The sequence below is a fragment of the Gloeotrichia echinulata CP02 genome (assembly GCA_038087035.1).
In the GTDB taxonomy this organism is placed as follows: Bacteria; Cyanobacteriota; Cyanobacteriia; order Cyanobacteriales; family Nostocaceae; genus Gloeotrichia; species Gloeotrichia echinulata.
The window spans coordinates 6,704,136-6,718,739 of record CP051187.1; the positions used below are offsets into that span (position 1 = coordinate 6,704,136).

A 14,604-nucleotide genomic window follows, 5' to 3' on the forward strand; every position below is an offset into this window, starting at 1 on the left:
CTACATTGAGGTTCGAGTAATGGATGTAATTCCAGCAATTGATTTACTAGAAGGTCGCTGTGTGCGACTATATCAGGGAGACTACGATCAATCGCAAGTTTTTAGCGAAAACCCTGCTGATGTTGCCAAACAGTGGGTTGATCAAGGTGCCGCTAAGTTACACGTAGTTGATCTAGATGGTGCGAAAAAGGGTAAAATTGTCAATCTCGCAGCAATTGAAGCGATCGCCCAAACAGTATCAGTACCAATTCAAGTTGGTGGCGGATTGCGCGATCGCACCAGCATACAACAATTGTTTAATTTAGGGGTAAAGCGAGCAATTCTCGGCACTATCGCCGTAGAACAACCCCAGTTAGTACAAGAACTCTGCCAAGAATTTCCCCAACAGATTATTATCGGCATTGATGCTCGTAATGGACTAGTAGCAACTCGCGGTTGGCTAGAAACCTCCGAAGTTTTAGCAACCCAACTAGCGATACAAATGCAAGAACTGGGAGCAGTAGCCATAATTTACACTGATATCCACCGTGATGGTACTCTATCGGGTCCGAATTTAGAAGCTTTACGAGAACTCGCCGCTGCAATTTCTATACCAATAATTGCATCTGGTGGCGTAAGTTCTATCACAGATTTGTTAAGTCTTTTAGCCTTGGAACCACAAGGCGTCACAGGTGTAATCGTGGGTCGCGCTCTGTATACTGGCGATATTCTCCTCACAGAAGCAGTGCGTGCGATCGGTCCTGGACGTATTCAGGATATTCCACCCAATCTAGATTTTTCCAGCTTTGCTTAACATCCGTTAACACCAAGCCTTATGACAAAAAAATGGCTCTCTATTATCGGAATTGGTGAAGACGGGTTACAGGGGTTAAGCGCGATCGCCCGTTCCCTAGTGGAGCAAGCTGCTATTATAGTGGGAGGCGATCGCCATTTGGCAATGCTCCCCAGGGATGACCACCGGGAGAAAATCCCCTGGAAATCCCCCTTTAGCGCCTCAGTAGCAGCAATTATCCAGCGTCGCGGCGAACCTATCTGCATCCTCGCTAGCGGTGATCCCATGTGTTACGGAATTGGTGTCACCCTCATGGGGTTAATCTCCATCGCCGAAATGACGATTATCCCCGCACCTTCAGCCTTCAGCCTCGCTTGTTCCCGACTGGGATGGTCTTTGACTGAAGTAGAAACCTTGAGTTTATGCGGTCGTCCAGCTTCCCTACTCCAATCTTACATTTATCCGGGAGCTAAACTACTGATTTTGAGCGCAGGTAAAGAAACACCAGCAATCGTCGCCGAAATCTTGACAAATCGTGGTTATGGTGATAGTCAAATAACCGTTTTGGAACGGATGGGCGGTATTCAGGAAAGAATTATCATAGGTACCGCCAAATCTTGGAAAGAAACAGAACTCGCCGCATTAAATACAATTGCCGTTCATTGTACAGCCGATGCTGGAGTTATGCCATTACCCCGATTACCGGGACTACCAGACAACGCCTACCACCATGATGGACAGCTAACCAAACGCGAAGTCAGGGCGATAACACTCGCGACCCTAGCGCCAATACCAGGAGAATTGTTGTGGGATATCGGCGCCGGTTGTGGTTCAATATCGATAGAATGGCTGCGGACACATCCGAGATGTCAGGCGATCGCCATTGAACAAAACCCCACTAGACTACGTTACATTGCTGACAACGCCGCCGCATTAGGAACGCCAAACTTACAAATCATCGAAGGAAAGGCGCCAAATGCCTTGAAAGATTTACCCACACCTGATGCAATATTCATTGGCGGAGGAGTCACAGCAGAAGGATTATTTGATACATGTTGGACAGCACTGAAAATCGGGGGACGTTTAGTTGCAAATGTCGTCACTCTAGAGGGAGAACAAACATTATTTAAATGGTATGAACAACTAGGTGGTCACTTCACCCGCATAGCCATTCAACGTGCCGAACCGATTGGTAAATTTTTAGGGTGGAAAGCAATGGCGCCTGTCACACAATGGGTAGTAATCAAGTCTTCCATCCCAGGCATAACCCGTCTTATATCACCAAGCAACAATAGTTGATGCCCCAACTAGATTTTTTTTGTCGAAACCGGATTTTTATATCTCGCGCCCCGATATCCAGTCTACCATAAAGCCGTCCCAGAAGGACGCCGACTCTAAACCCAGTTTTTCGGTAAAAAAAATTTTTCTAACTTCCCCCTCAAAATATTATTTGCTGTGTTATCATCGTAAGTGAGAGTTAATTCGGTGGCTTCGTTTGTTTTTAGTCTTGACAGGTTTTTTGTTTTTGGTATTTACAGACTTTTCTCCGAAATTTAAATCTCTACACATCTATGGTTTCGGAGAAAATCTATGTCAGTTTATGTAGGAAATCTTTCTTACGAGGTTACAGAAGAGAGCCTGAATCAGGTTTTTGCAGAATATGGTACTGTAAAGCGGGTTCAGCTACCTACAGATCGTGAAACAGGTCGTTTACGCGGCTTTGGTTTCGTGGAAATGGGTACAGATGCAGAAGAAACTGCTGCTATTGAAGCTCTTGATGGTGCCGAGTGGATGGGCCGTGACCTCAAAGTGAATAAAGCTAAACCGAAGGAAGATAGAGGTTCCTTTGGTGGTGGTGGTGGTGGTAATCGGGGAAATTACGGCGGACGTAACCGTTACTAAGCTCCAAAGATTTAGCTCTTTGAGTGAATCAATCAATTAATCTAGGGTATTAATTTTATTTAGTAGTGGCTCAAGCATTCTTGCTTGAGCCTTTTTGATACGATCCACATTCCGCAGTTTAGAGCAATTTTCCTGGTGGGGCGAGAAAACAGCCAACAAAGCTTACTTATCCAAGAGTATAGCGATTTATGATAAGAAAAGATAGGTCTAGTTATGTCAATAAAACTTGCCTAATGATAAATCTACCACAAAAGGCAATCACCTGATTTGATTGAGCAAGGTATAGCCTATACAAAAAATATGAATTAATTTTTATCACAACAAGGTGTTTTCTTTAGCTAAGATATACTATGGCAATCCGGCTGGATTTTTGACAAGATACGTAGATACGTAGGGTGCGTTAGCGACAGCGTAACGCACCAAATCCTTGATGATGGTGCGTTACGGATTTCATCCTAACGCACCCTACGATACCTAATTTTTTTCAAAAATCAAATACTAGGCCTATATATAAAAAACATCCATAAAACCTGTATTATGTCTAATTTACCAAATAAACCTCCAGTATCTCCGCTACAAAAGGAACTTGCTATCAGAAGCGAACCTATCCAAAGGATATATAATTTTTATATCAATAATCAGTTTTATGTAAATCGGAAATATCAGAGAAAACTTGTTTGGACGATTGAAGAAAAAAGAGCATTTATAGATTCAATTTTAACCGGGTTTCCAGTACCTATAATATTATTGGCTCAAGTTAAAGAAAATATATCTACTTATGAAATAATCGATGGAATGCAAAGGCTAAATGCGATCAATTCTTTTATTGAAGGTGAATTTGATGTTCACGGTAAATTTTTTGATTTAGCTACAATGGTAGAATCAAAATCTCGTCTTGATCAGGATTTAGTGCATCAGAAAAACCCCATATTAGAAAGAAGTTTATGTGAAGTAATAGCAAGTTATGTCATGCCTCTCTCGATTTACTCATTCAATGATGAAGAAAGAATAGATGAAATTTTTTGAAGAATTAATTCTAATGGTAAATATTTATCTAGACAAGAGATAAGAGCATCTGGAGCAACAGAATTCTTTCCTGACCTCATACGAAAAATCTCTAGTGAAATTAGAACTGATACTTCCGCTTCAGATATTTTACTTTTAAATGATATGAAATTGATAAGTATAACCAATAAAAATCTCGATTACGGAATTAAAGTTGATGATATTTTTTGGGTGAAAAACGGTGTTTTAACTAAGGAAATGGTGAGAGAGTCAAAAGATGAAGAAATAGTTGCAGATCTGGTGGCCTACATGGCATTACCAGAAGTCCCAAGGAGTAGTTCAGACGTACTAGATCAATTTTATGGATTAAAAGAAAGCCCAAGACAGAAGGAAATAGAAACAGCCCTTCAAAAAGTTAATCCTGATATTCTTAGAAAGAGATTTTTAAAAGTTTACGACCAAATACGTCAAGTATTAGAAATATCTCAATGTACGTTTAGTGAATTAATATTTTCAGAGCCTCTTCAAATTATACCTCGTTACTTTCAAATAATTTTTCTAAGTATTTATGACCTAATGTTTAAAGAAAATATGGAAATAAAAAATCATCAAGAGTTAGCTGATAAATTAAAGAACATTGGGGAACATATTAAAATAACTACAGGGGGAAATTGGAGTATAAAAAATAAAAGCACTAATATAAATGCAGTGAAGGGTATTATTAGATATAATTTTAAAATTAAAGAACAAGTAGACCCGGCTACAGATAGTTGGTTGACCGAGTTTGAAACTTTACTTACGCAGTCTAGAACAGAGCAAACCCTTTTTGATTTTAAGCAAGGTTTTACAAGATTAGATGGAAGAGGTGAGTTGGATGAAAATAACTTTAACAAGATAATAAAGACTCTTACTGCTATGGCAAATCATTCTCCTTCTGCAATAGGATATGTATGTATTGGAGTTGCTGATAATGAAGTAGATGCAAATAGAATAGAAAATTTGTATAAAATTAGCACCAAAAACTATCAAAGCTTCCACATTACGGGAATAGGTCATGAAGCTACGAGACTTACAGGAAATCTAGATAGTTTCTTTAGATTACTGATACAGAAAGTTCAGTCTCAACCTATTGATCAATCTGTCAAAGATAATATTGGCAGAAATATAAAAATTGTTAATTATTATGGCAAAGATGTAGTTGTCTTCTGTATAAAAGCAGGACAAAGCCCTGTTATGTATGACAACAGATATTATCAACGCATTGGAGCAAACGTTGAGGAAGTTAAACCTGAAGGGTTTCTAGAATTTTTCCGAAAATTTACTTGATTTTTGGTAGCAATGTAAAGTCAGGTACTTCCAGAAATTAAATTATCCACAGTAGGGTGCGTCAGTACAAATAATTTCTAGCTATGTCAAAAGTTTCTCGCTCTGACGCACCCTACAGATTGTATGTTTTTTTTATTTGAAAGTCCCTCAGTAAAATTTAGGTCAAATAAAATTATCTTAATTGAAGTTTGGTGTTGAGCAAATCGCCCCCCATCCCTCACCAACTTCGATAAAATCACAATGGTGCTAGTTAACCTCCCAGCCTGATGAAAAGCGATATCTCTGCTCAAACCACCTTCCAACGTCCTGAACTCCTCGCTCCCGCCGGTCACTGGGACTGTGCCAAAGCGGCGGTAGAAAACGGGGCAGATGCGATATACTTCGGCTTGGAGCGCTTTAATGCCAGAATGCGGGCAGAAAATTTTACTGAGGCTGATTTACCGCAATTAATGGCGTTCCTTCACCGTCGCGGTGTGAAAGGTTATGTCACTCTCAATACATTAATATTTCCCCAGGAACTAAGAGAAGCAGAGCAATATCTACGGTCAATTATTGCGGCTGGTGTGGATGCGGTGATTGTCCAGGATGTGGGTATCTGTCGTCTGATTCGTCACATTTCCCCCGATTTCCCTATCCATGCTTCCACTCAGATGACTATCACCAGTGCAGCTGGGGTAGAATTTGCGAAATCTCTCGGTTGTCAGTTGGTGGTGCTGGCGCGGGAATGTTCCCTCAAGGAAATCAATAAAATTCAGCAGCAAATAGCACAGCAAAATACGTCCCTACCCTTGGAAGTCTTTGTACACGGTGCTTTGTGCGTCGCTTATTCCGGTCAATGTTTGACTAGTGAAGCTTTAGGCGGGCGGTCTGCGAACCGGGGGGAATGTGCCCAAGCTTGCCGAATGCCCTACGAGTTAATCGCAGATGGGGAAGTGGTAAATTTAGGGAACCGCAAATATTTACTCAGTCCCCAAGACCTTGCAGGATTGGAAGTTCTGCCAGATTTGGTGAAAGTTGGGGTAACTTCTCTCAAAATTGAAGGTCGCCTGAAAACCCCAGAGTATGTTGCTAATGTCACCCGCGTTTATCGCCAAGCCCTAGACCGGGTAATGGGGGAATTACCAAAAGACAAACAAAATTCCCCCTCTCCCCAAGAACGCTACAACCTGGAAATGGCATTTTCTCGCGGTATTTACACGGGTTGGTTTGGTGGAATTAACAATCAAGAACTGGTTCACGCCCATTTCGGGAAAAAGCGCGGGGTTTACCTGGGGGAAGTCATCCGCATTCGTAATGAACAGGTAACAGTCATCCTAGAAGCGCCTGTTAAGCCGGGGGATGGTGTGGTTTTTGATTGCGGTCATCCAGAAGCGAAAGAACAAGGGGGTCGAGTTTATGCGGTGATACCCAAAGGTAAGGAAACTCTGCTGACCTTTGGTCGAGATGACCTCAACCTCCGGCGGTTACATGTGGGTGATAAAGTGTGGAAAACCAGCGACCCCGAACTGGATAAGCAATTACGCCAAAGCTTTGCGGGTGAGAATCCCCAATTTCAGCGACCTATAGACCTAGAGGTATATGGAGAAATTAATCAGCCACTGGTGGCGATCGCCCGTGATGAAGTTGGTAATATTGTCCAAGTAGAATCTGAGATCTTACTGGTAGAAGCCCACACCAAACCCCTCACTCCAGAACGTTTGCAAGAACAGTTGGGGCGTCTTGGTAATACCCCCTTCTCTTTGGGTAAGTTAACCAATCACATCAGTGGTGCTATCATGCTACCTGTGAGTGAGTTAAACCGAATGCGGCGACAAATTGTCACCGAGTTAGAAGAATTACGCACTCAACCCAAACGCTGGCAACTTAATTCTACAGCCTCATTACAAAACCTACTCCCCTCCCTCCCCTCTGATTCTGTCTCCCTCTCTCCCTCCCTCATCGTCCTAGTCCGCAACCTCAAGCAAATCCCAGCCGCACTCCAAGCAGGTATCCACACCCTTTACTGTGAATTAGAAGACCCCCGCGCCTATCGCCAAGCTGTACAAATCGTCCACCAGTGGGGACGCGACAAGCCCAATTCCCCAGTTCCGACCATCTACGTCGCCCCTCCCCGAATTACCAAGCCGGGAGAAAACTGGATTCTACAGCAAGTACGCGCCAGTGAGGCGGATGGTTATTTGGTGCGGAACTATGATCAACTGCAATTTTTTGCCGAAGAGCGTTGTATTGGCGATTTTTCGCTGAATGTTGCTAACCCCTTAACAGCAGAATACTTTCAGCAGCGTTTTGGTTGGGAACGGGTGACAGCATCCTACGACTTAAATATTACCCAACTGCAAGACCTGCTGACTAGTTGTCCCCCCCAGTGGTTTGAGGTGACTATCCATCAACATATGCCGATGTTCCACATGGAACATTGTGTTTTTTGTGCGTTTCTTTCTCAAGGAACAGACTACACCAACTGCGGACGACCTTGTGAACAGCAGGAAGTGAAATTGCGTGACCGTGTTGGTAGTGAACATGTCCTCAAGGCTGATGTAGGCTGCCGCAATACGGTATTTAACGGCACAGCCCAAACCGGAGCCGAGTACGTACAACACCTCCTAGATTTGGGATTGCGGCACTTCCGTATTGAGTTTGTCAATGAGACACCAGAACAAGTGACTAAAACGATACATCGCTACAGTCAATTACTCCAAGGCGAGATTACAGGTTCTCAACTCTGGCGCGAGTTGAAGCTGCAAAATCAGTTGGGGGTGACTCGTGGTCCGATGGCTGTCCACATCTAAAACGTTAAAGCGCAACTACAAGCATTTTTCCACAATTACCTTGTCTGGTTTTAGTTCATGATGTATAATGTTGGTTTGTGCTTTATTCTTCTACTAGGAAAGCCAACTCCCAAAAAAATAAAATAGCCAACACGAAACTGTCAACCGCCATGAGTCAACCGTCAACCATTAAGATTTGTGATCATGTCAAAGTCCTATAACATATTTTTGCCACTCTTGATGGAGTCCATTCTTGAGATGTTTACCGACCTCAAAATAGAGGCTGCTATAAGGTTGGCGGGGAGGTTGACGCAGAACCATATGAGCTTCGTGGGGTGTACGACTACCTTTTTTGACATTGCAGCGGACGCAAGCCGTAACAATGTTCTCCCAGGTGTCGCCACCCCCACGCGATCGCGGCATAACGTGATCTAACGTCAATTCATCGCCGGTGTAACCGCAGTATTGACAAGTGTGTCCGTCACGGTGCAAGATATTTCGACGAGTGAGAGGAATTTCTTTATAGGGAACGCGAACATAGTGCCGCAACCTAATTACGGTTGGCAGCGGAAAATCGGAGTAAAGAAATTTACCGTTGTGTTCAACTCGTTCTGCCTTGCCTTTGATTAACAAAACCGCAGCGCGACGCCAGCTCGTGATATTGAGCGGTTCGTAAGAGGCATTTAGGACTAAAACCTTCCCCATTGATTAGCGCTCAAGGTATTAGTTTTACATATACTAACACATATCTGCCCTCCTTGGAATATGACAATAAATTATACTTCTGGGCGGAGGGTGCAGAGTCTCGAAACAGGGATAATATCCCTGACCATCCCAAAAATACCGCCGGAAAAGTTGGCAGTCGGAAGTCAATAGTGTATTAAAATGAAGCAGTAATTTTACAGATTACTTTCAACTAGCTTCTAAGAGTATGAATAATATATATAATCCGCAAGCCTAGTATTGGTGTAATAGCACTAAGTAAATATGTTGAGTAGTAAGCAAATTTCTGGTGTGGCGTCTGGTGAAGAATGCGACACTTATGCCTGGTTCTCCCAACGTGCTTGGGTGGAAATTGATTTAGCAGCGTTGTCGCACAATGTACGGAACCTGGTGAGGTTATTATCGCCTAGGACTGCGCTGATGGCAGTGGTGAAAGCTGATGCCTATGGACATGGTGCGGTTACAGTCGCCCAAACAGCAGTAGAATCGGGAGCGAGTTGGCTGGGAGTGGCAACAGTTCCAGAGGGAATACAATTGCGAGAAGCGGGGATTCAGGCTCCCATTTTGATTTTAGGGGCTACCCATACACAAGAGCAAATTCAGGCGATCGCCCAATGGAAACTGCAACCAACACTGTGTAACCCCAAACAAGCTCTAGTATTTTCCAATACCCTAGAACTCATTAAGTCTACTACTCCCATACCCGTACACATTAAATTAGACACAGGAATGTCCAGGTTGGGTACTAACTGGCAAGAAGCAAGTGAGTTTGTGCAGTTAGTTGAGCGTTTGCCAAATCTTTCGATAGCGAGTGTCTATTCCCACTTGGCAACAGCAGATAGTCCTGACCCCACGGTGATGAAAGAACAGCATAGACGATTTGAGGAGGCGATCGCTCAAATTAAAGCAGTGGGAATCGAACCACCTTGCTTACACTTAGCAAACTCAGCGGGCACCCTGGCTGATTCAGCATTACACTACGACATTGTGCGAGTGGGTTTAGCTGTTTACGGACTCTATCCATCTCCTCATCTACAAAATACCATTGACCTCAAACCCGTGTTACAATTGAAGGCGCGAGTCACCCAGGTCAAAACAATCGCCGCAGGTACTGGCGTCAGCTACGGTCATAAATTTATTGCCCCCCAGGAAATGCGCCTTGCTGTCGTGGGTATTGGCTATGCCGATGGTGTACCCCGCAATCTTACTCACAAAATGCACGTATTAATACGCGGTCAGCGCGTGCCCCAAATTGGGTCAATTACAATGGACCAGTTGATGCTGGATGTGAGTGCTATACCTGATTTACAAGCAGGGGAAGTAGTCACTTTACTTGGCTCCCAAGGACAAGAAGAAATTTCTGCCGACGATTGGGCAGAACAATTAAATACTATCTCTTGGGAAATTCTCTGTGGCTTCAAACATCGCCTCCCTCGTGTCGCTGTGATGTAGCCTGGTGCTAGAACTGGAGTTGATGTATGGGGGATTAGGACGATTTTTTCACTCTTTGGCTGGGTTTGAATCTCCAATCCCCAAATCAATTCTCTATCTATTGCCATAAATCATTTGTTGTGTTATTATAAATAACTGATGCGGATGTGGCGGAATTGGCAGACGCGCTAGATTTAGGTTCTAGTTCCGAAAGGAGTGAAGGTTCAAGTCCTTTCATCCGCATTTTTAACCACAATATCAAATCCCCACGCTCTGCTCTAATGTAGAAAGTGTTCAACGCCGAGTGTAATTCTTTCTTAAGAATCCGCTGTGTGGGACAAGGTGCGCGAAGGCCTTTAGACAGGGGAGATTGAACTTATTACAAAGGTTCTAATAGAGGTTTTAGAGCCATGAAATACAAAGTCTACGAACTGATTGGCGAAAACTCCATAAGCCAAAAGTATGGGCAGCAAATCTATGATTTAATTTATCCTCAACTGCAAGCAGGAAAGGCAGTAGAGCTAGATTTTAGTGGTGTAAGAAGATTCTTGTCTGTGTTTTTCAACATTGCCATTGGTCAGTTATTACGCGATATCAAAGCTGAAGACCTAGATCGGCTGCTAGTTGTATCTAACCTTAGCCCTCTTGGACAACAAACCTACGATAATGTGATTGAAAATGCAAAGCGTTATTACTCAGATGAGCAGTATCGTGGAGCCGTAGATGAAATGGTTCTTGAACAATCTGCCTGTTAGTCATGTCAGTTAACTACACCGTAAAAGCAGATGTCATTGACATCACAACAGATTCCCCCCAAAAAGGGGATATTTTTTTAGTAGATACAAATGTCTGGTACTGGCTGACATATCCTCCAGCAAGTTTGTCTTTAACTACGGATCAAAGCACCTATTCAAACTACATTACAGATACTTTTACAGAAGGTGCTACTCTTTGCTGCTCTGGTTTATCGCTGGCTGAATTAGCTCATATTATTGAAAGAGAAGAAAAAAAGTTATCATCTTACAGTTATAGCAGAATTAACAATAAAGAATACCGCCATAACTACCCTTCAGAAAGAGCTAAAGTTGTTTCTCAAGTAAAAGCTGCTTGGAATCAAGTCAAGAACACCTTTGCTCTTCAAATTAGTGTTCAACTTGATGAAGACACTATAGATAATGCTCTAACTCAGTTCAGTACTCAGTGTTTGGATGGCTATGACCTGTTCATTTTGGAATCTATGAAACAGGAGTCAGTCAACAAGATTATTACTGATGATGGCGATTATGTGACAGTGCCAGGAATTCAGGTATTTACTGCTAATCCAGGAGCGATCACCGCAGCTACAAATCAAGGCAAACTGATGACTAGGTAAGCATTGCCCTAAGAGGGTGTTTGAAAAGTATTATTGCTAACACCAAAACCTCAGAAACCTCATCCCCCTACCCCCATCCTTTTATGATACCAATGGCGAATAGTAGGTTTAACCCCTCACTGCACGGAAAAATAAGAGTTTTTGGCGTCGTTGCATAATCTGTAGGGGCGCAAGGCCTTGCGAAGAGAACCAACAATCCTCCTCACATAGCCGATAAAATGGCTGGAACAAAAAGAAGCCCCATACTCACCCTCGATAGGACTGTGTGGATTATGTCACCCCCAATCATGACTACTGACTTAAGTTTCAAAAAATGTAACCACTGTAGATTTTGACTTTAGCAGTGTCAAAGTAGGAATATACAAATTTTATCTAATCAATCTTAAGCGAGGTACCTTTGGTAACGTTTTTGACGGTTAACTATTAACTGTTGACTGTTGCGATTGAATATTTTTGATTTGCAACGGATTGATTAGATATTTGTATTAAGCTGATGCACGCCTAGATTAAATATTCTCGCGATTAGGCTGTCCTTTCTTTACGAGTCAAAAGTCCACGCTATTCTTTGAGCCTCGACTGTTGACTTTGGACAACCACGGCGCGAAATATACAGGTTTATTTGCGTAACAGCTTACCAGTAACTGTAAATAATTTTCAGAGGAGTGTAAATGGTATGCTTAGAACTGCTTTATCCCCTTCTCGATTTGGTGTTGTTAATTTCTGGAAAACACTGCCTTTAGCTCTGCTAGTATGTGTTACCTTAATCCAACCTGGATTAGCAGAAGAAAAAGAAAAATTTTGGCGAACTCTGACTGTTAGTGGTCGCGGTGTGGAAACAATTCCCACAACCCTATCTGTGGTAAACTTAGGGGTGGAGGTTCAGGGTAAAACAGCGCAGGAAGTACAGCAAGAAGCCGCTCGCAGGTCATCGGCTGTGGTGGCTCTACTCAAGAGCCGAAATGTGGAAAAATTACAAACCAGTGGTATTAGTCTCAATCCGATTTATAGCTACACCAATAATGTACAAAGAATTACTGGATATGCTGCAAGTAATACGGTGAACTTTCGGATTACCACAGATAAAGCCGGTACATTGTTAGATGATGCTGTGAAAGCTGGTGCATCACAAATTAACGGTATTAGTTTTGTCGCTAGTGATGAGGCGATCGCCAGCGCCCAAAAACAAGCATTAAAAAAAGCTACCCAAGAAGCCCAACAGCAAGCTGATGCTGTGTTCGGCGCCTTAAGTCTCAAGCCCAAAGAAGTGGTGAGTATTCAAGTTAATGGTGCTACTGCTCCCCCACCACCACCAATGTTGTTGCGTGCTGAAGTAGCCAAGGTAAGAAGCGATAATGCTACCACCCCTGTAATAGGCGGTGAACAGCAGGTAGAAGCATCGGTGACGCTGCAAATTAGTTATTAGTCAAGAGTTCAAAGTCAAGGGTCAATCCAAAATCCAAAATCCAAAATCCAAAATTGGTTGACCCTTGACCTTTGAAATTAGAAATGTTCTGAGGAATAATCTGCTCCTGCGCCATCACCATCGCGTTTGGAACCTAATAATTCTAGTTGGTCTACACGGATAATGGGTGTAGAACGGTTTGCGCCAGTGGTGCGATCGCTCCATGTGTCAAACTTTAAAGAACCTTTGATGCCAATTAAGCTTCCTTTACGGACATAATTACCTGCTACCTCCGCTGTTTTGTCCCATAGTTCCAAAGTGAACCAATCAGGTTCATCTCGATTACGCGATCGGCGGTTGACTGCTAATGTTAACCGACATTTCACACTACCAGATTCAAAATATTTAATATCAGGGTCGCTGCCTACACGACCAACGAGGGTGACAACATTGATACTCATCTGCGCTACCTTCCAGTACAGGCGTACTCATTTATTTCCGACTTATATCATAGCCAATTGTGAAACTTCTGAAAATATGTTAAATCTTTAACAATATATTTTATTGAAATAATGATACAAATTACTCAGGACATCCTGACAAAACTCTACGGATGTACTGGGATACTCAAAGAATAACAAAAACGAGAGTCCTGAATTGTAGTAAAGATTGCGAAAAGTTATCTAAAAAATAGCGTGCTTTACTGGACTCAGGATAAAAAACGTAATAGAATCCAGCACGATTGACTTTTAGTGTTGTATTCAGAAAGTGTCGCAAATAGGGGGGGTAGAGAAGCGTGGGTCTTTTCAGTAAATGGAATTTTCGCTCATCGTGGGATATGGGTATCGACCTTGGTACCGCTAACACTCTCGTTTACGTATCTGGTAAAGGTATTGTACTCCAAGAACCTTCGGTAGTTGCCATAGATCAAAATGAAAAAATTGCTTTGGCAGTAGGAGAAGATGCCAAAAAAATGCTCGGACGCACACCAGGCAATGTTGTTGCCCTCCGCCCCTTGCGCGATGGTGTAATCGCTGATTTTGATACCGCCGAACTCATGCTGAAACACTTTATCCAGCGTGTCAACGAAGGCAGAACTGTAATTTCACCGCGAATTGTTATTGGGATTCCCAGTGGTGTCACAGGAGTAGAAAGACGGGCTGTGATGGATGCGGCTTCTCAAGCAGGGGCTAGAGAAGTTTTCTTGATTGATGAACCAGTCGCGGCGGCAATTGGTGCGGGTCTACCAGTGGCTGAACCGACTGGTAACATGATTATTGATATTGGTGGCGGTACAACTGAAGTGGCTGTATTGAGTCTCCAAGGTACGGTTATCAGTGAGTCGGTACGTATTGCCGGCGATGAACTGACTGAAGCGATCATCCAGTATATGAAGAAGGTTCATAACTTGGTGATTGGGGAAAGGACTGCTGAGGACATCAAGATCAAGATTGGCTCTGCCTATCCGACTAATGAGGATAGTGATGCCATGATGGAAGTCAGAGGCTTACATTTGCTTTCTGGTTTACCACGGACTGTCACCATCAAAGGACCTGAAATTCGTGAAAGTATGTTGGAACCGCTATCAGTAATTATCGAAGCAGTGAAGCGGACACTGGAACGCACACCTCCGGAATTGGCAGCAGATATTATTGACAGGGGCATTATGCTGGCTGGTGGTGGGGCTTTACTCAAAGGTATAGATACCTTAATTAGCCATGAAACGGGCATTGTCACACACATTGCGGCTGATCCTTTAAGCTGTGTGGTATTGGGAACTGGTCGTGTGTTAGAAAACTTCAAACAATTGGAACGGGTATTTAGCGGACGTTCTCGTCATATGTAACCAAAATATTTTAGGAAATATTGGTTTATATACTCTATCAAACCCAATATTTCCTAG

13 protein-coding genes and 1 tRNA gene are annotated in these 14,604 nt (G+C 42.9%); 12 read left to right on the top strand and 2 right to left on the bottom strand.

Annotation, left to right across the window (positions count from 1 at the left end; all coding sequences use genetic code 11):
* The first annotated feature begins 19 nt into the window (after positions 1-19).
* From hisA to HEQ19_29915, 6 genes are all read left to right on the top strand, one after another.
* A complete protein-coding gene (hisA, locus tag HEQ19_29895; protein ID WYM03063.1) occupies positions 20-793 on the top strand; it encodes a 1-(5-phosphoribosyl)-5-[(5-phosphoribosylamino)methylideneamino]imidazole-4-carboxamide isomerase in 774 nt (257 codons plus the stop codon).
* A 21-nt stretch (positions 794-814) separates the two neighbouring features.
* Entirely contained in the window at positions 815-2,071 is a 1,257-nt protein-coding gene (gene cbiE / locus HEQ19_29900; GenBank protein ID WYM03064.1) for a precorrin-6y C5,15-methyltransferase (decarboxylating) subunit CbiE, read from the top strand.
* Positions 2,072-2,362: 291 nt separating this feature from the next.
* The gene (locus HEQ19_29905) at positions 2,363-2,674 is read left to right on the top strand and encodes an RNA-binding protein (protein WYM03065.1); all 312 of its coding nucleotides are present in this window, start codon (positions 2,363-2,365) and stop codon (positions 2,672-2,674) included.
* Positions 2,675-3,211: 537 nt separating this feature from the next.
* Entirely contained in the window at positions 3,212-3,700 is a 489-nt protein-coding gene (locus HEQ19_31515; protein WZI67067.1) for a DUF262 domain-containing protein, read from the top strand.
* A 210-nt stretch (positions 3,701-3,910) separates the two neighbouring features.
* The gene (locus HEQ19_31520; protein WZI67068.1) at positions 3,911-5,005 is read left to right on the top strand and encodes an RNA-binding domain-containing protein; all 1,095 of its coding nucleotides are present in this window, start codon (positions 3,911-3,913) and stop codon (positions 5,003-5,005) included.
* Between the two features lie 266 nt (positions 5,006-5,271).
* Positions 5,272-7,794, top strand: coding sequence for a DUF3656 domain-containing protein (locus HEQ19_29915; protein ID WYM03066.1), 2,523 nt, complete (start codon positions 5,272-5,274; stop codon positions 7,792-7,794).
* A gap of 186 nt (positions 7,795-7,980) precedes the next feature.
* Here the strand turns inward: HEQ19_29915 and HEQ19_29920 are convergent, their stop codons facing one another.
* Positions 7,981-8,478 (bottom strand): HNH endonuclease, encoded by a 498-nt coding sequence (locus HEQ19_29920; protein ID WYM03067.1) that lies wholly within the window; start codon positions 8,476-8,478, stop codon positions 7,981-7,983.
* Positions 8,479-8,760: 282 nt separating this feature from the next.
* On the opposite strand from HEQ19_29920, the gene alr reads away from it, so the two are divergent.
* From alr to HEQ19_29945, 5 genes are all read left to right on the top strand, one after another.
* On the top strand, positions 8,761-9,948 hold the full coding sequence (gene alr, locus HEQ19_29925; protein ID WYM03068.1) for an alanine racemase: 1,188 nt from the start codon (positions 8,761-8,763) through the stop codon (positions 9,946-9,948).
* Between the two features lie 140 nt (positions 9,949-10,088).
* Positions 10,089-10,170: transfer RNA gene (locus HEQ19_29930), tRNA-Leu, on the top strand.
* A 167-nt stretch (positions 10,171-10,337) separates the two neighbouring features.
* Positions 10,338-10,682 carry an STAS-like domain-containing protein gene (locus HEQ19_29935; GenBank protein WYM03069.1) on the top strand — a complete coding sequence of 115 codons (345 nt, stop codon included), beginning with the start codon at positions 10,338-10,340 and terminating at the stop codon, positions 10,680-10,682.
* Positions 10,683-10,684: 2 nt separating this feature from the next.
* A complete protein-coding gene (locus HEQ19_29940) occupies positions 10,685-11,299 on the top strand; it encodes a hypothetical protein (GenBank protein WYM03070.1) in 615 nt (204 codons plus the stop codon).
* Between the two features lie 673 nt (positions 11,300-11,972).
* Positions 11,973-12,722: an SIMPL domain-containing protein gene (locus HEQ19_29945; protein ID WYM03071.1), complete on the top strand. Its 750-nt coding sequence runs from the start codon at positions 11,973-11,975 to the stop codon at positions 12,720-12,722.
* Between the two features lie 77 nt (positions 12,723-12,799).
* Here the strand turns inward: HEQ19_29945 and HEQ19_29950 are convergent, their stop codons facing one another.
* Positions 12,800-13,162, bottom strand: coding sequence for a single-stranded DNA-binding protein (locus HEQ19_29950; GenBank protein WYM03072.1), 363 nt, complete (start codon positions 13,160-13,162; stop codon positions 12,800-12,802).
* Positions 13,163-13,539: 377 nt separating this feature from the next.
* Here HEQ19_29950 and HEQ19_29955 point away from each other — a divergent pair, with 377 nt between their 5' ends.
* Positions 13,540-14,547 carry a rod shape-determining protein gene (locus HEQ19_29955; GenBank protein WYM03697.1) on the top strand — a complete coding sequence of 336 codons (1,008 nt, stop codon included), beginning with the start codon at positions 13,540-13,542 and terminating at the stop codon, positions 14,545-14,547.
* Positions 14,548-14,604 lie beyond the last annotated feature (57 nt).